The sequence below is a fragment of the Niallia sp. FSL R7-0271 genome, assembly GCF_038005785.1.
Taxonomy (GTDB): domain Bacteria; phylum Bacillota; class Bacilli; order Bacillales; family Cytobacillaceae; genus Niallia.
Window position 1 is genome coordinate 1,139,621 of sequence record NZ_JBBOTZ010000001.1, and the last position, 16,828, is coordinate 1,156,448.

14 protein-coding genes are annotated in these 16,828 nt (G+C 39.9%); 9 read left to right on the forward strand and 5 right to left on the reverse strand.

Going from position 1 to position 16,828, the window contains the following annotated elements:
• Positions 1–17: 17 nt before the first annotated feature.
• Positions 18–878: a dipicolinate synthase subunit DpsA gene (gene dpsA / locus MKX82_RS05785; RefSeq protein WP_233317824.1), complete on the reverse strand. Its 861-nt coding sequence runs from the start codon at positions 876–878 to the stop codon at positions 18–20.
• Between the two features lie 255 nt (positions 879–1,133).
• Between dpsA and MKX82_RS05790 the strand changes: the two genes are divergently transcribed.
• A complete protein-coding gene (locus tag MKX82_RS05790) occupies positions 1,134–2,726 on the forward strand; it encodes an ATP-binding protein (protein ID WP_233317821.1) in 1,593 nt (530 codons plus the stop codon).
• A 57-nt stretch (positions 2,727–2,783) separates the two neighbouring features.
• On the opposite strand, the gene MKX82_RS05795 is transcribed toward MKX82_RS05790, so the two are convergent.
• The gene (locus MKX82_RS05795) at positions 2,784–4,754 is read right to left on the reverse strand and encodes a methyl-accepting chemotaxis protein (RefSeq protein ID WP_251644645.1); all 1,971 of its coding nucleotides are present in this window, start codon (positions 4,752–4,754) and stop codon (positions 2,784–2,786) included.
• Between the two features lie 295 nt (positions 4,755–5,049).
• On the opposite strand from MKX82_RS05795, the gene MKX82_RS05800 reads away from it, so the two are divergent.
• The 4 genes from MKX82_RS05800 (at position 5,050) to nadD (ending at position 8,633) form a co-directional block, all read left to right on the forward strand.
• Complete coding sequence (locus MKX82_RS05800) at positions 5,050–5,847, forward strand: NUDIX domain-containing protein (RefSeq protein ID WP_233317817.1); 798 nt, start codon at positions 5,050–5,052, stop codon at positions 5,845–5,847.
• 130 nt (positions 5,848–5,977) lie between these two features.
• Complete coding sequence (locus MKX82_RS05805) at positions 5,978–6,544, forward strand: cysteine hydrolase family protein (RefSeq protein WP_341079412.1); 567 nt, start codon at positions 5,978–5,980, stop codon at positions 6,542–6,544.
• Between the two features lie 4 nt (positions 6,545–6,548).
• A complete protein-coding gene (locus MKX82_RS05810) occupies positions 6,549–8,000 on the forward strand; it encodes a nicotinate phosphoribosyltransferase (RefSeq protein ID WP_233317814.1) in 1,452 nt (483 codons plus the stop codon).
• Positions 8,001–8,018: 18 nt separating this feature from the next.
• A complete protein-coding gene (gene nadD / locus MKX82_RS05815) occupies positions 8,019–8,633 on the forward strand; it encodes a nicotinate (nicotinamide) nucleotide adenylyltransferase (protein ID WP_233317811.1) in 615 nt (204 codons plus the stop codon).
• A gap of 54 nt (positions 8,634–8,687) precedes the next feature.
• Here the strand turns inward: nadD and MKX82_RS05820 are convergent, their stop codons facing one another.
• The 3 genes from MKX82_RS05820 to MKX82_RS05830 form a co-directional block, all read right to left on the reverse strand.
• A complete protein-coding gene (locus MKX82_RS05820; RefSeq protein WP_341075669.1) occupies positions 8,688–10,694 on the reverse strand; it encodes a hypothetical protein in 2,007 nt (668 codons plus the stop codon).
• 100 nt (positions 10,695–10,794) lie between these two features.
• Positions 10,795–11,610 (reverse strand): hypothetical protein, encoded by an 816-nt coding sequence (locus MKX82_RS05825; RefSeq protein ID WP_233317808.1) that lies wholly within the window; start codon positions 11,608–11,610, stop codon positions 10,795–10,797.
• 103 nt (positions 11,611–11,713) lie between these two features.
• The gene (locus MKX82_RS05830) at positions 11,714–12,619 is read right to left on the reverse strand and encodes an AraC family transcriptional regulator (RefSeq protein ID WP_233317801.1); all 906 of its coding nucleotides are present in this window, start codon (positions 12,617–12,619) and stop codon (positions 11,714–11,716) included.
• Between the two features lie 170 nt (positions 12,620–12,789).
• On the opposite strand from MKX82_RS05830, the gene MKX82_RS05835 reads away from it, so the two are divergent.
• From MKX82_RS05835 to MKX82_RS05850, 4 genes are read left to right on the forward strand one after another with little or no spacing between them, the layout of a single operon-like run.
• The gene (locus MKX82_RS05835; protein WP_267913468.1) at positions 12,790–13,497 is read left to right on the forward strand and encodes a ThuA domain-containing protein; all 708 of its coding nucleotides are present in this window, start codon (positions 12,790–12,792) and stop codon (positions 13,495–13,497) included.
• Between the two features lie 25 nt (positions 13,498–13,522).
• Complete coding sequence (locus MKX82_RS05840) at positions 13,523–14,554, forward strand: Gfo/Idh/MocA family protein (RefSeq protein ID WP_285109841.1); 1,032 nt, start codon at positions 13,523–13,525, stop codon at positions 14,552–14,554.
• 29 nt (positions 14,555–14,583) lie between these two features.
• Positions 14,584–15,552 carry a sugar phosphate isomerase/epimerase family protein gene (locus tag MKX82_RS05845; RefSeq protein WP_237941105.1) on the forward strand — a complete coding sequence of 323 codons (969 nt, stop codon included), beginning with the start codon at positions 14,584–14,586 and terminating at the stop codon, positions 15,550–15,552.
• Positions 15,553–15,576: 24 nt separating this feature from the next.
• Complete coding sequence (locus MKX82_RS05850; RefSeq protein ID WP_233317789.1) at positions 15,577–16,635, forward strand: Gfo/Idh/MocA family protein; 1,059 nt, start codon at positions 15,577–15,579, stop codon at positions 16,633–16,635.
• Positions 16,636–16,828 lie beyond the last annotated feature (193 nt).

Consider the following 16,828-nt stretch of genomic DNA (forward strand, 5'->3'; position numbering starts at 1 on the left):
TTTCCTAACTTTATAGATTATTCTAGTATGATATCTGCAATAATCTCACCAGCTGTAACGGGTGCAACCTTTGCCGGCAGTCCAAGGGCATGGATTGCAGATATTCCTTTTTCCTTTGCATAAGCAAAATCGGTTCCGCCAGGCCGAGAAGCGAGATCGATGATTAATGTTTGGTCTGACAGCTTATCAAGCAGCTGTTTTGTCAAAACATGAAAGGGAACAGTATTAATCAGAATATTTTGCTGGTCAAGCTCATCAGGTAAATGTTTAAATAAGACAGGTGTTAAGCCCATTTCCTGAACACGTGCTCTGTCAGCAGACTCTCTTACAGCAACACTGACAACAGCGCCGAGATTTGAAAAGAGACGGGCAACAGTCATTCCTACTCTTCCAAACCCAAGAACTAAGACATGAGAGCCATGAATCGTGTAATCCGTTTCTTCAATGGCGATTTTTAAAGCTCCTTCGGCAGTCGGGATAGAGTTTAAGATAGCAACATCATCTCTTGCAAAAATAGCCACAATGTTTCGTCCGGTTGTTTTTTTTATGTATTCTAAAAAGGGAGTGATAATGCCAGAATAAATGCAGCAGTTTTCCTTTGTTTTGCGGAACATATCCTCCGTCAAATAAATGTCTTCACTGGAAAACTTGGATTCTGCTTTTCCATCATTGCCGATACCTGGGATAGGCAAAAGGATGCTGTCCAAACTGCTGAAGTCAACTTCTGAGATATGCTGTTTGCATACATTGGCATACTCAAGCTGTACATTTTCAAAACCTGTTAATATAATCTGTCCAGCTGATTTGGCAAGCTTTTCGATTACATGCAGCTGACGCTGATCACCGCCGATAATCAGAATTGTATGTTGGTTAATCATCTAATCCCTCCTGAAAATTAAATTAGCACACTACTAATAATAATAGCCAATTGTAAAAAATAGTCCTGTAGTTATGATAATATATATTTTCATAGAACAAAGTTTTTTCAAATTTTTGTTAGAAATTATAGAATTTATCATCTCTATGTGGGATTTTTTTTGTTATGATATAATTTTAGTGAAGTGTGAGAAAAGCACTATTTATTGTGATAAATTAACATTTAATATAAAAGGATGGAAACAGGAGCAATTATAATGGAGAAAGCAGCTATTGATTTTAATTTAATGAAAGCTAAGTTCCGCGAAAATGGCTTGCAGCCTACCGCTATTACTGTTTTTTCGGAAAGATTAAATGAAGAGGAATTATTACAAAAGCATATGCAGTACCAGGAAATCTTGGATGTGGTCATCTATTTTCTCGATAAATTCCTCGATTCGTTAAAAGAGATGCCGATAATCGCTTCTGTCTGTGATGCAGAGGGGTATCTGTTAAAAAATCTTGGTCATGAGCAGAGCATGCGGGATGCTGAAGCTCTCGGAATTAAAGAAGGAGTTCGCTTTACAGAAGAGGATTGCGGCATTGATGCGATTTCCTTGACGTTAAAGCACAAAAAAAGTGTAGAAATCGTAGGAACTCAGCATTACCATGAATATCTCCATCGTAAAGCCTGCTATGCTGTGCCGATTATCGACTGGACAGCGGATAAGGTTCTTGGAACGATTTCCATTATGACTGATATCGAGCATGCAAGCCCTCTTATGCTGACCCTTTTGTCAACGGTCAACCAAACGATTGAACGGGAAATTGATTTAATCAGACAAAACCATGAGCTGAACATATTAAACAAAATAATTATGGATACAACAAGAAATGGAATATTGGTTGCCGCTCAAAGCGGGAAGCTGATTGCCTTCAATGCATATGCTGAACATATAACAGGCTGGAAAAAGGAGAACATTATTGGTGCAAGCCATTTAACCCTGGAGTATTTCGGTGAATATTTGCAGAATGTCTTGTTAACAAAAAGACCGTATACAGATATAGAAATAACCTTTACACGGGAAAAAGATCAGGAAGCTCTAATTTTTTTGCTTGATTGTTTTCCTATTTTCTTGAATAACGGCACACTTGTTGGAGCTTTTGCCCAATTCAGAGATTATACCGAAAAGAAGAATACAGAAAAGCTGCTGCTAAATTCAGAAAAGCTGACAGCTGTCGGCCAAATGGCTGCAAGTGTTGCACATGAAATCCGCAACCCGCTGACAACTATTCAAGGTTTTATTCAATATTTGGAAAAAGACTTTCGGGAAAAGTCGCATTATGACCTTATCATGTCAGAGCTAAAGCGCATTAACTTTATTGTTAGTGAGTTTCTGATTTTGTCCAAGCCGCACGCTGTCCATTTCATTAATCAGGATTTGCAGAAAATTATGGATGAGACAGTTTCTCTCTTTCAGGCGAGTGCAAACATGAACAATATACTAATAGAAAAAAACTATGCTCAAGATAATATCTTTGTCCAATGTGATGAAAATCAATTAAAGCAAGTCTTCATGAACGTCTTCAAAAATAGTGTAGAAGCATTGCCTTATGGGGGAAATATTAAAATTCGCACAAATGTGACAGAGGATAAAGAAGCGATTATTCAAATAGAGGATAATGGGATTGGCATGACACCAGCACAAATAAAAAGACTCGGCCTTCCGTTTTATACGACAAAGGATACTGGCACTGGCTTAGGGTATATGGTGATCATTAAAATCATTGAACAGCATCAAGGCCATCTTCATATTGAGAGTTCTGTGAATAAAGGAACGACAATTGAAATCAGGCTCCCGCTTAGTTAATATAACAAACTATAATAAAGGCCGCCGCAGATTGCGTATCTGCGGCGGTCTTTATTGTTAATATTTATATTGCTTAATTATTTCATGAAGTTCATCTGCCATGACAGACAGAGTGTGAGAAGCTGACGTAATCTCCTCCATTGCTGCAAGCTGCTCTTGTGTAGAGGCAGCAACTTCTTCTGATGAGGCTGCATTGCTTTTGGCAATATCTGAAACTTCATAGGCCGTTCCTTCCACTACTTGAACAACTGTAAGCATAGTCTTAATCGTGTCAGCTACAACGTCCATTTTCGGATTGATATCTTTCATACTGGAAAGAATATCGCTGAATTTTTGAATGGCATCCTCCGAAACAGACAACCCGCTTTGCACATTGTCAACAACGGTAGACATTTTTTGCACAGTATTTTCTGTGTCCTGCTGGATTGCCTTAATTAATTCGGAAATCTGGCTTGCTGAATTCTGAGACTGTTCAGCGAGTTTGCGAACTTCTTCTGCTACAACAGCAAAACCTTTCCCAGACTCACCAGCCCGAGCTGCTTCTATAGCAGCATTCAAAGCAAGGAGATTTGTTTGCTCTGATATTGCTGTGATAACACCAAGTATGGAGCCAATTTCTTTAGAACGGTCATACAAGGAACGTATTACTGTATTAGAATCTAATACAGAGGCATGAATTAGGTTCATTTGATCGACAGTCTGCTTAACAGAATGGCCGCCTTCTTCTGCTTTTTCTGTAGTTGCTCTCGTTAATTCCGAAACAGCTGCAGTACTTTCAGCAATAGATGCTGTACCAGCAGAGATTTTACCTACTGACATAATATTTTCATCCATTCCAGCTGTCTGCTTTTCTGCATTGCTTGCTACCTCTTGGATGGCATCTGCGACTTGTTCTGTTGCTTCACTTGTTTGGACTGCGCTTGCATTCAGCTCTTCTGCTGAGGCGGCAACATGTACTGCATTTTGTTCAACGTTTCTTAACAAACCGCGCAAGCTTGTCTGCATGTCAATGAAAGTCGAAGTAAGGTCGGCGATTTCATCATTTGATTTTACGTGAATTTCTTCTGTTAAATCACCGCTGCTGATTTTCTGTGCTGTTTGTTGGAGTGATTTCACTCGAATAACAATCGATCGTACAATCAGCATGACGATGGCTGCGCCAACAATCACTGCGGCAGCAATCACGAGGAAGGTCGTGTTTAGGATTGGGGCAGCAGCGTCCTCTGTTTCAGATGAAAACATTGTGCCTGCCACTTTCCAGCCTGTCAGCTTATTTGTTGTGAAATACATAACGCTTTTTTCGCTGTCAGCAGTATAATTTATAATACCGCTATCTGATTCGAACATCTTCTTATAATAGCTTTGCTCCGCTTTAGCACCAGCCTCCTCAAGCGGATTCACAATGAACAGTTGCTGTGTATCAAGCAGGATAGCATAACCATCCTCACCGATATTTACGCTTTTTGCTGTTTCCTCGAGTTTTTGAATGTTGATATCAATCGCGACAACACCGCTTGAGTCAGCAATCTTTTTCGTTACTGTTACAATCATTTCTCCAGTGCTTGCATCTTTATAAGGACTTGTAACAACAACATCATTATTGTTCATACCATCTTGATACCATGGTCTTTCACGCGGGTCAAAATCGCTTGGCAAATCCGTTTTAGGATATGAGATCATCTGACCATCCGTTGTGCCAATATAGATGGTTTGCACCTCCGGATGTAAGCCGATATATTGAGTAAACTTTTGCAATGCTTCAGAATTATCTCCGCCTTCATACATATCAGTATTCAGCAGATCAGCAAAAAAGCTTGCATCATGTATCTTTGGGGAAAGGGTATTGTCTATATTTGAATTAAGAAGCTTTACATTTTCTTCCGCACTTTTTAATAAACTGTTTTCCAGTTCATGTTTTGCGCTGTTATAGGAAAGGAATCCTACTAATACTGTTGGAAGTAAAAGAATAACAGCAAAAGCAGTGTATAGCTTAGATCTTAAATTCCATTTGAAGTTCATTTTTTTCATGATGCTTCTCCTTAAGTGAAATTTAGATTACTTGCAACTATTTAACGTTGTTAAGCAATCTTATTAAGATTTATTTCGGCACATCAACATTATAGTTAAGCACTGCTTCTGAAAAATTTTAATTAGTGCCAAAATTCCTAAAATGAAAATGCTTTATTTGTAAAAATTTTAATTTTGTGGATATAAAATAAATGATCTGATTTTAGGCTTGCATTTGGAAGGAAAAGGAGTTATATTATCATTAACAAGTAATTATTGAATTACAAATTACTGATTGATAAGAGGGTTTATAAGCATGAAATATAAAACAGAAAAAGAAGTTCTGGCAAACTATGATTCGGCAAAGTACCGAACTCCAGACGGCTATACTGCTGATATTGCCATTTTCACAATCGTCTCAGAAAGAAAAGAAGAAAAGGCACCTCCAATAATGACATTAAAACTGTTACTCATAAAGCGGGCAGACGCGGATAACGACGGAAACCCAAATATTGAGGGCGGAAAATGGGCTCTTCCTGGGGGCTTTGTTGATGCAATCAAAGGAGAAACAGCTTTAGAAGCTGCGAAAAGGGAATTAAAGGAAGAGACAAATGTTGATGGTTTGCATATTAAGCATTTTGGTGTGTATGACAATGTCACAAGAGATCCACGGGGCTGGATGATTTCCAATGCTTTTTACGCCATTGTTCCTGAGGAATATATTCAAAAGCGCGAGGCGAACGATGACGCAGCAGAAGTGGAGCTGTTTGATATGGAAGAGGTAACTCAGTTGAAATTAGCTTTTGATCACGAAAAAATTATTGCAGATGCCCATATGTTTATAAAACGTGACATGATTACCACAACTGCAGCAAAAAGCTTCTTGCCAAAGGAATTTACATTGTCTGAGCTGCAGCGCGTTTTGTTGACGGTAGGAGAAGACCCTAGAATCTCAAATGATTCCGTTTTTTTCACAAAGGCGCCAAAGCTTCCGTTCATTGAAAAAGCATTAGATGCAGACGGAACGCCGAAAAAAACGAAAAGGAATTCATTCAGACCATCACAGCTGTATGTTTTTAATGATTTTGAAATAGTGGAATCCATTTATCATTAATATCTGAAAAGAAGGAAAGAGAGCAGCTTTCCTCCTTCTCTTTAAGGTTAGTAATTTGTAAATTGATAATTACAAATAACTTTTAAATTTTAAATCAGCAAATTTTTAGTTAAGGGAGGAATAATCTATGGTGAATAAGGCGTTAATAAATATTGACTATACATTCGATTTTGCTGCCGTGGACGGGCGATTATCTTGCGGGGAAAAGGGGCAATTAATAGAAAGAGAAGTTTCAGCCATTACGGAAAGATTTATACAAAACGGTGATTTTACAGTGTTTGCAATTGATGTTCATGAATTAAATAATCATTATCATCCAGAGCGAGCATTGTTCCCCCCACATAATATTAGGAACAGTGCGGGCAGAAATTTATTCGGCAGTTTACGGGAAGTTTATGAAAGAAATAAACAGTCTCCACATATTTATTATCTAGATAAAACAAGATATTCAGCATTTGCAGGGACAGATTTGGAGTTGAAATTAAGGGAACGAGGGATAACAGAACTTCATCTTGTTGGGTTATGCACAGATATATGTGTGCTTCATACGGCTGTTGATGCATATAACAAAGGCTTTAGCATAGCAGTTTATGAGGATGCAGTTGCCTCCTTCTCCCAACAAGGGCATGATTGGGCAATGGAACATTTTAAAGCGGCATTAGGAGCTACGATAATCAAGGGAAAAGGAGTGTGTTAAATAAATGAAATATTCAGATGACAGTTTAATGCTGCATACAGACTTATATCAAATCAACATGGTGGAAACATATTGGAAGGATAATATCCATGAACAAAAGGCAGTGTTTGAAATGTACTTCCGCAAGCTTCCTTTTGGTAATGGCTATGCAGTCTTTGCAGGGCTCGAGCGGGTTTTACAAGTTATTAAAAACTTTCATTTCTCTGATACAGACATTCAATATTTGCGAGAATACGGCTATGCAGAAGATTTTTTAAGCTATCTCAGCAAGCTAAGCTTTACTGGTGATATTTACTCGATGAAAGAGGGGGAAATTGTCTTTGGAAATGAACCGCTGCTGAGAGTGGAGGCCCCTTTGGCAGAAGCTCAGCTTTTAGAAACAATTCTCTTGAATATCGTAAACTATCAAACGTTGATTGCGACAAAGGCCTCCCGCATTAAGATGGTCATTGGAGAAGATACTGCAATGGAATTCGGCACAAGAAGAGCACATGAGCTTGATGCTGCTTTATGGGGTACTAGAGCAGCCTATATCGGCGGGTTTTCGGCAACAAGCAATGTCAGAGCAGGAAAACTTTTTGATATTCCAATTGCCGGAACTCATGCTCATGCACTTGTGCAAGCATACCGGGACGAATACAAAGCTTTCAAAAGCTATGCCAGCAGTCACAAGGATTGTGTCTTCTTAGTAGACACTTATGACACCTTGCGTTCAGGTGTGCCTAATGCGATTAAAGTAGCAAAGGAATTTGCAGGCCGCATAAACTTTAAGGGAATAAGATTAGACAGCGGTGATTTAGCGTATTTATCAAAACAGGCCAGAAAGCTTCTTGATGATGCAGGGTTCAAAGATACACAAATCATTGCTTCAAACGATCTTGATGAAAAAACAATCATGAATGTTAAGGCGCAAGGAGCAAGAATCGATGTGTGGGGAATCGGGACAAAGCTTATTACCGCATACGATCAAGCCGCATTAGGCGGTGTTTACAAGCTTGTATGTATTGAGGAAGCGAATGGACAGATGACAGATACGATAAAAATATCAGCTAATCCTGAAAAAGTGACTACACCAGGGGAAAAAAGACTGTACCGAATCATTAATAATGGAAACGGCCATGCAGAAGGGGACTATATTGCTCTTGCTAAAGAAGAGGTGCACAAAGAAAGACTGAAAATGTTCCACCCAGTTCACACATATATAAGCAAATTTGTGACAGATTATACAGCTAAGGAACTTCATGTAGCTGTTGTCAAAGAAGGAGAAGTCTGCTATGAACTTCCGCCTCTCCAAGAAGTGCAAAGCTATGCGAAGAGCAGTCTGAAGCTATTTTGGGATGAGTACAAGCGGATGTTGAATCCAGAGGAATATCCTGTTGATCTCAGCCAGGAATGCTGGAACAATAAAATGACACTTATCAAAAAAGTGCAAGAGGAAGTCGAAAACAGTTTGTAAGGAAGGGAGAGCTTTACAATGGGGAAAATCGGAATATATGGGTCATCTTTTGATCCTGTCACGAATGTCCATTTGTGGACGGCGAGCACTGTCGCACATCGCTGTAAGCTTGATAAAGTTATTTTCCTGCCTTGCTCAAGCAAGCGTCGTGACAAACAGTTACATGTTGAAGATCAGCATCGCTGGAGGATGCTGGAGCTTGCAATTGATAACAATCCTAAATTTGTCGCAGATGATTATGAAATGAAACAAGAGGCGTGGAATATTTATACGTATAACACGTTGAATCACTTTAAAGAAGTATTTCCTGAAGATGATATTTACTTTATTATGGGTGCAGATTTGCTCGTTGATATCGGCAAAGGAAAGTGGACGAAGGGCGAGGAGCTAATTTCAGAAAATAAGTTCATTGTAATGGCAAGAAACGGCATTGATATGCTGCAGGCAATAAGTCACTCGCCTATTTTAAGAAATAATGATGATGGTACGACATTTCACCTTCTTGATAAAGGGCTGGCTATGGAAATCAGCTCTACCTACATTCGCGAGGAATTGGCAATGGGCGGAGAACCGCGCTATTTACTGCCAGACTCCTGCTACAGCTATATTAAAGAGAATAGGCTATACGAATAGGTAAAAGCAGCCGTATGAAACATCAGGACGAAGATGTTTCATACGGCTTCCATCCTATAAAAAGCTGTTATTAATTTCGCAGCCTGTAAATTCAATCAGACCAATATTGTTAGTCGTCTTAATGAGAAAGCCATTTTCTAACGTCTCATGTCGGATTGTTTCCTTCCATATACAAGCTGTGCTTGGTTCTCCCTCACTCAAGAGTTGACTGTGATCATAATAACGATGCGTAATATTCTTTTTGATAACTTGATTGCTTAAGAATAAAGATCCTTTGATTGCAAGATTGGCCAGTCCGCGAAATGATTCATTTTTAATCGGACTGCTTGTGTATTGGTGAATAGTTCTCTTGTCATGAGGAAAAAACTCGACCTCCGATTTTAAGGCGAAAGCCATATGTGCATCACCAGAAAGAATAACACACTCAGAAGGGTTCCACTTAGCTATTCTTGTATGAAATTCATGGAAACCGCGACTGTTGAATTTCCACCATTCTAAGTCCATTGCCTCCTGCAGTTTTGGGATATTTTTTGAAACAGGCAGGACAATCTTTTTTAAGAAAGTCTCAATCAGGTCGACGCCGTATAAAGGAGTTGCAGACAAAAGGATAAGAGGTTCCCCTTCTTGCCAGCCAGATTCATTAAGGCTTGATTCAAGCTGGTCCCATGCGTCCTTGTTAATCAGATTGGGGCCGTTTGTCCGGCTGGTAAGGAATGGTGTAATCATCCGTTGTTTTGTGTCAGGATAGAAGCGCTGTGTTCTAGTATCGAGGACAAGTGTAATTGGAGTAGACGGGATCGTATAATGCCAGTTGGCATAGGTCCACATTGCAGAAATCCAATTCTCATATGGAGTTGTTTTATAATTTAAGCCTTGAAGACGGGAATTAACAACAGCTAAAAAAGGGGCAGAAAAAGAATCAGGTGCATTGCCCCAGCCTTGGAAAGCCCAGTAGGCGGTCAGTCCATTTGCGACGGAATGACGGCCAAGAGGGGCAGACCAAACATTTTCCATCCAGTCAGCGGAAATGTTCCAGTCATCTGTTATATCATGATCATCAAAGATCATATAAACAGACATGTTGGCCAACACTCTGCGAATATGAGGCGTGGATGCTGCAAATTGTATCAGGCTTTTGGATTGTTCTTCATATTCTTTCCGTTTTGTGTGCAAAGCTTTGTCTGACTGTAATGATTTGTCGACAAAATACTTATTTTCAGCTAACAGATGATCCAAATTAGGGATTGCTGCTTTTTGTCCGGCTGCTTGCCAAAGAGCGGGACTCCAGCTCAAAAGGTACATCGCTGCATATTCCCCTAACGATAACAAATGATTTGCTGCTTTTCTGGAGGTAAAGCCGCACAGCTCTTTTGTCAGTTCCCCACGACCGTTCACTTGATACATTTTTGTGCTGTATTTTTGGTCAAGCTCCAAAGCTAAATCTTGGAGAGGTTCCTTCTTGCCGATCAATATTTCTCCAAGACTTTGAATGAATGGCGTGATTGGGTCTGCGACATCATCAGCATAGATTTGATCTCCAAGAAGGAAGAGAGAGGATGGCCTTACTTGTAAATCAGACCAGAATTCTGTAAGCAGGCTGTCTCCTTTAATTAATGCATCATTGCCTGTGCCATGCAGCTTTTGGCAAGATCCGTACATAAAGGTGCTTTTATTTTCGGGAATAAAAAAAGAAGGCAATGGATAATCACCGTATACAATGGAATACGGATTATGTGAATCAAGCATTTGGTAGTCACCAAGATGCCATTCTTTGTTTCCATCGCTAAAAAATACATTATAGCCAAGCAGCTGTCCTGTTGGAAAGCTACCTTCTGTTGGTTCAGCCTTCATTAAATATATAAATAAGTTTTTTCCCATTTTGACAAGGGTTGTTTCACTATGAGAACTTACACGTTCTAGAAAGCAAGCATCATTAGACTGCTGAACAGCAAACACTTCGGTTCTTGCTTCCATTGGCTTGCTTAATGCAATCCAGCAGTACAGCTCTTTGCTTTCTGTTCTTCTTAAGATTGGTCCAGCGAGGATATCAGGTAAATGCAAGATAAATCACCGCCCCCTTTTTTGTTATAGGCTATTCACCTAGCACAAAAAGGTGATAACGAAAGGGTGACAATAAATGCCACCCGTTTTCTTTGCATTATTAATAGAAAGAAGTGCTAATAGAAGCACTGCTCGTTGCTGCAGTATTCGTGCTTGAACCTGGCTTCCAGTTAAAGGGAGGCAGTGAGCTTCCAGACAGCTGTATACTGTTTGGGAAGGCTTCAGAGATAGTTTCACTAGTAACACTTGATGAACTGTCAGCATTGCTCTGCTCTTCATTTAGTTCTTGCAGTATGCTCTCGAAAATGTTAGCAATCTGTTCATCCGAGGCCGATTCTAAATCGAAGCCTGCAAGCTGGCCAGACAGATCACTAGATAATGAATCTGTAATAATGGAAGCTTCCGCAGTATCCTCCGTGTTTAAGCTGCTGATTATATTGGAAAGGAATTGACTCATCTGGGCAACAGTGTATTCCTCGCTCATTTGTGAAATCACTGGTGGAGGCATTGTTCCTATAGACATCACCCTTTGAGGCTTAGCACTTTCCAAAGTGTCTGATACTTGTTCAAAAAGGGAGGAGATTTCGTCTTCTGTACTTTCTTCTGTGTCAAATTCTGATAAGAGACTGCTGATGGTTGTATATGCTGTTTGCAAGCTGTCTTGCAGGGTAGTATCTGTCAAGCTGCCGCTCTCTTCTGCCTTCGGTTGCATATTTTTTAGAAATGCTGTTTTTTGTTCAGTTGTTAATGCTGGTAAGTCCTTTGTGCTTGTGACGGGCACCTCGCTTCCTTGGCTGCTTGCTGTGAGCATATCTTGGAATGAAGCGATAGAGTCATCTTGAGCAGTGACTGTTTGCACTGCTGATTTTTGCAGCATTTGCAAATAAGCAGAAGCATTACTTACTGATATGGACATAAAAAAACTTCCCTTCTAATAAAAATTCGGAATCTAGTAGTATAGATAAATCCGTATTAATAGTAGAGAGGAAAGCTTAAGATATGCTTAAATTTCTTTTTGTTTAAACTGCAGCATTTTGCTGCATGCGAAGACGATATTCCTTTGGAGAGCAGAGATTATGACGTTTGAACAGCTTATAAAACTGGGCAATATTGCTTATGCCAACATCAAAACTGATTTCCATAATGCTTTTTTCACTTGTTAACAGCAGCAGCTCTGCTCTTTTAATTCGTTTAAGATTCACATAGTCTATAAAGGAAATTCCCATGCTTTTTTTGAAATACTTAATGAAATAGTGATAGCTTAAGTTTAAGATAGAGCAGGCTTCCTCGACAAAAAGCTTATCTTTTAGATGATCTTCAATATAATCTAACACTGGCTTTAACCGGGTGAAGCTTTCCGCATCGGCAAATTTCAGCAAATTTTGCTCGTCGTTTCTAATGAGCAGCAGCAAAAGCTTTTTTATGGCCGAATTGATGGCAATCTCATATCCTTTTTCCTTTTGCTGTGCCTCCATATAAATCTCCATAATCAGGCTGTATACCTGTTTTTTTACTTGTTCATTTTTTTCAAAAATATAATTTAAATGCTGCAGCGGTGTTGTGACCTCAGAAAAGCAATGCAAATAGGGCAGGATGCTCTGGTCAAAATGCTTCACTAAGTCTACTTGAAACACAATATAGCGCAGATTTCCTTTAGAAGGTTTACATGTCCGGTGGGGCTGGGATGCACCCATAATATAAGTGTCCCCACTTCCAATCACAGTGGATTGATATTGGTGCTGAATCGCTAAATTGCCCTCCATGATTGCGAGAAATTCGACTTCCTTATGAAAATGCCATGTCTCCTGCTCGATAAGCGCAGTATAATCCGGCTCATCATTAATTTCCCAAACCTTTAAAGATAATAACGGATTTTCATAATGAACCACTTCATTAACAGGTTCTTCATATGTATTTTTAACCATTCTCTAAGACCCCCGACAAAAGATATAAATGCATCATCCATTATGGAAGTGTATTTTTTTATTTTCGATAAATGACACAATTGAATAAAAAGAAGCCAATTTTGAGCATTTATTAAATCGCTTTCATTTTTTATAATGATACCATAAATCGGTATTGGAGTGTGGCTAACTTGATAACTATATGGAACGAAAATCGCCATGAAAAAATAAATCCTGTTGTAGCGGAAATTTACCCTGATGGTATACACGGCTGTATTGACAGCGTTCTAAAAAATGCAGGCTTTGATACAAAAACGGCAACCTTGGATGATCCGGAGCACGGCCTGACAGATGAGGTGCTGGAAAACACAGATGTTCTTGTCTGGTGGGGGCATATTGCGCATGGAGAAGTAAAGGACGAAATTGTAGAAAAAGTGCATAAGCGTGTTCTAGATGGAATGGGACTTATCGTCTTGCACTCCGGCCATTTTTCGAAAATATTCAAAAAGCTAATGGGAACAAGCTGTGATTTGAAGTGGAGAGAAGCGGATGATAAGGAAAGGCTGTGGGTAGTTGCTCCAAGTCATCCGATTGCTGAAGGAATCGGTGAATATATCGAGCTAGAAAAAGAGGAGATGTATGGCGAGCATTTTGATATCCCAGCACCAGATGAGCTGATTTTTACAAGCTGGTTTACAGGCGGAGAAGTGTTCAGAAGCGGCTGTACATACCAAAGAGGGAACGGAAAAATATTTTATTTCAGACCGGGACATGAAACGTATCCTACATATCATCAGAAAGACATTCAACAAGTCATCATTAATGCAGTGAACTGGGCGAAGCCGGTTGCCAGAACACGTCCTGTATACGGGAACAGTCAGCCTTTAGAAAAGTTATAGAAAAAAATCATAGGGGGAAAAAAACATGAGTACATTAAAAATTGGTGTAATTGGCTGCGGGAGCATCGCTCAGCACAGGCATCTGCCTGAATACAGCTGGAATAAGAATGTGGAGATAGTCGCTGTTTGTGATATTAATGAGGAGCGCGCTCTTGAGATTGGCAAAAAATATGGTGCAAAAGCATATACAGATTATACAGAGCTTCTTGCTGTTGCAGAAATCGATGCGGTAAGTGTATGTACACCAAACTATCTGCATGCACCAATTTCTGTTGCTGCATTGAATGCAGGCAAACATGTGCTGTGCGAAAAGCCGATGGCAACCTCATCTGAAGAAGCAGCCCAAATGATAGAAGCAGCCAAAAAGAGCGGAAAAAAATTAATGATCGGGCATAATCAGCGTTTTGTAAAATCACATCAAAAAGCTCGTGAACTAATTAAATCAGGTGAAATTGGCAAATTATACAGTTTCCGCACAGCATTCGGCCATGGTGGTCCGGAGCAATGGAGCGTGGACGGCAAGGGAAGCTGGTTCTTCCAGAAAGAAAAAGCATTCATTGGCGCAATGGGAGACTTAGGTGTTCATAAAACAGACCTTCTCCGCTATATTCTAGGGGAGGAATTCGTTGAGGTTGGAGCCTTTGTGGAAACAAATGCGAAGGATTTTGCCGATGTGGATGATAATGCTGTGTGCGTATTGAAGACAGAAAGCGGAGTAATCGGAACATTGGCGGCAAGCTGGGCTTACACGAGCAAAGAAGATAACTCGACGGTGATTTACGGTGAGAAGGCAATCTTAAGATTGGAAGATCATCCTCAATACTCTTTAATCGTGCAGTATGCTAATGGGGAAACCGTAAACTATGAGCTTGGTAAAATCCAATCAAATGATGAAGGCGGCCAAAATGCAACAGGTGTGATTGATCATTTTGTCGCTTCCATTCTAACGGACAGTGAACCTTTGATTACAGGAGAAGAAGGCAAAAAATCTCTGGAAGTTATATTAGGTGCGATTAAATCAAAAGAGACAAAGCAAATCGCAACAATAATTCAATAAAATATATAGATTAGAAGGAGAGAATGGCAATGAAACTAGGAGTCTTTACAGTCCTGTTTGCAGATAAATCGTTTGAAGAAATGCTTGATGCAGTAAAGGAAGCCGGCCTGCAGGCTGTTGAAATCGGCACAGGAGGCTATCCGGGCAATGCACACTGTGATTTGGACACATTGCTGGAGGATGAAACAAAGAGGCAGGAATATATAAAGAAAGTCGAAGACAGAGGATTAATGATAAGTGCGTTCAGTTGTCACGGCAACCCAATTTCTCCTGAGAAGGAGTTCGCGTTGAAATCTCATGAAACTTTGATGAAAACAATCAAGCTTGCCTCCCTTCTAAATGTGCCTGTTGTTAATTGCTTCTCTGGAACAGCTGGTGATCATGAAGGAGCGAAGTTTCCGAATTGGCCAGTCACTCCATGGCCAACTGAATACAGTGATGTGAAAACATGGCAATGGGAGGAAAAGCTGATTCCTTACTGGAAGGAAGTAGGACAGTACGCAAGTGATCACAATGTGAAAATTGGTCTTGAACTGCATGGCGGATTCTTAGTTCATACTCCATACACACTTTTGAAGCTGCGCGAAGAAACATGTGATGCAATCGGCGCCAACCTTGATCCAAGCCACTTATGGTGGCAGGGCATTGATCCTGTGGGAGCCATTAAAATATTGGCAAAAGCAAATGCAATCCATCATTTCCATGCTAAAGATACGTATATCGACCAGGATAATGCGAATATGTATGGATTGACAGATATGCAGCCATACGGAAATGTACAGTCAAGGGCGTGGACTTTCCGGTCTGTCGGCTGCGGCCATAGTGCTGCAGAATGGTCTGATATGATGAGTGCATTGCGCACATACGGCTATGACTATGTTGTCAGTATCGAGCATGAGGATCCACTTATGTCTATCCGTGAAGGACTGGCAAGAGCTGTATCAACACTTAAGTCAGTTGTTATCGAAGAAGCACCATCTCAAATGTGGTGGGCATAAATACCAATTTAGGAGGATTTAAGCATGACTTCATATAAAGTAGGGATCGTAGGGTGTGGCAATATTTTTCCGATGCATGCACAATCAATCGTAACAAGAGAAGATGCTGAGCTTGTTGCAGTTTGTGATGTAAAAAAAGACCGGGCAGATTCAAAAGCGGCCATTTATAATTGTGCCAGCTACACAGACTATGAAAAGATGTTTGAGCAAGAGTCTCTCGATGTTATCCATATTTGTCTGCCCCATCATTTGCATGCGCCTGTTGCCATTGCTGCAGCAAAAAGAAAGATTCATGTGCTGACAGAAAAGCCGATGTCTATCAGCTTAGAAGATGCAGAAGAGATGGTAGCAGCACATCAGGAAAATGGCACAACATTAGGCGTTATTTTCCAGAATCGTTATAATCCAGGCTCTCAGCTTATTAAGAGGATGCTTGTAAACGGTGAATTGGGTGCGATTAAATCAGGAAAATTATCAGTAACATGGGACCGCTCTGATGAATATTATCAAAAAAGTGATTGGAAAGGTACGTGGGAGAAAGAAGGCGGCGGCGTTATTATCGACCAGGCGATTCACACATTAGATTTGATGAGATGGTTCATTGACAGTGATATTAAATATGTCGATGCAACCATCAGCAACAGAGCTCATGAAATAATTGAAGTAGAGGATTCTGCTGAAGGAGTAATTTCCTTTCAAAACAATGTTGTAGCAGCTTTTCATGCCATCAATTACTACACATATGATGCACCTGTGGAAATAGAGCTGCATTGTGAACAAGGAATTGCTAAAATGGTTGCAGACCGTGCAACTGTTCGTTTGATGGATGGCAGAGAGTTTATCGCTGACAATAATCCGCAAGAAACATTCCATTATGATAATGGTGCAAAGGGCTATTGGGGTGTAAGTCATGTCAAGCAAATCAACAATTTCTATGAGTCTCTAAAATCAGGAGCAGCACCTGATATTACGGGAACAGATGCATTAAAAACACAAAAAATGATTTGTGCTATCTATGAATCTGGCAAGAAAAGAGAAAGAGTTGTATTCCAACAAAATACATCGCAAAAAGAATTGGCTTGACGAACCTTTCTGAAGACTCAAAGGTAGCTGAAACACTCTGCAATGACATTTGCCAAAAGCTATACTAAATTAATTGACTTGATTAAATGAAAGTCAAAAAACAAATTTAGCAGCCATTGTCCAAGCAGAACGTGAATAAATATGAAGAGGATTCCTGATTGGGGGTCCTCTTTCTTAGCTGTCAACAAAAAAA

What these genes read in the sequence shown, in the direction of transcription:
- MKX82_RS05840 (WP_285109841.1), top strand. Translation starts at nt 13,523, where the DNA reads ATGAGTACATTAAAAATTGGTGTAATTGGCTGCGGGAGCATCGCTCAG.
- MKX82_RS05810 (WP_233317814.1), top strand. Translation starts at nt 6,549, where the DNA reads ATGAAATATTCAGATGACAGTTTAATGCTGCATACAGACTTATATCAA.
- MKX82_RS05790 (WP_233317821.1), top strand. Translation starts at nt 1,134, where the DNA reads ATGGAGAAAGCAGCTATTGATTTTAATTTAATGAAAGCTAAGTTCCGC.
- MKX82_RS05830 (WP_233317801.1), bottom strand. Translation starts at nt 12,619, where the DNA reads ATGGTTAAAAATACATATGAAGAACCTGTTAATGAAGTGGTTCATTAT.
- nadD (WP_233317811.1), top strand. Translation starts at nt 8,019, where the DNA reads ATGGGGAAAATCGGAATATATGGGTCATCTTTTGATCCTGTCACGAAT.
- MKX82_RS05800 (WP_233317817.1), top strand. Translation starts at nt 5,050, where the DNA reads ATGAAATATAAAACAGAAAAAGAAGTTCTGGCAAACTATGATTCGGCA.
- MKX82_RS05795 (WP_251644645.1), bottom strand. Translation starts at nt 4,754, where the DNA reads ATGAAAAAAATGAACTTCAAATGGAATTTAAGATCTAAGCTATACACT.
- dpsA (WP_233317824.1), bottom strand. Translation starts at nt 878, where the DNA reads ATGATTAACCAACATACAATTCTGATTATCGGCGGTGATCAGCGTCAG.
- MKX82_RS05825 (WP_233317808.1), bottom strand. Translation starts at nt 11,610, where the DNA reads ATGTCCATATCAGTAAGTAATGCTTCTGCTTATTTGCAAATGCTGCAA.
- MKX82_RS05850 (WP_233317789.1), top strand. Translation starts at nt 15,577, where the DNA reads ATGACTTCATATAAAGTAGGGATCGTAGGGTGTGGCAATATTTTTCCG.
- MKX82_RS05845 (WP_237941105.1), top strand. Translation starts at nt 14,584, where the DNA reads ATGAAACTAGGAGTCTTTACAGTCCTGTTTGCAGATAAATCGTTTGAA.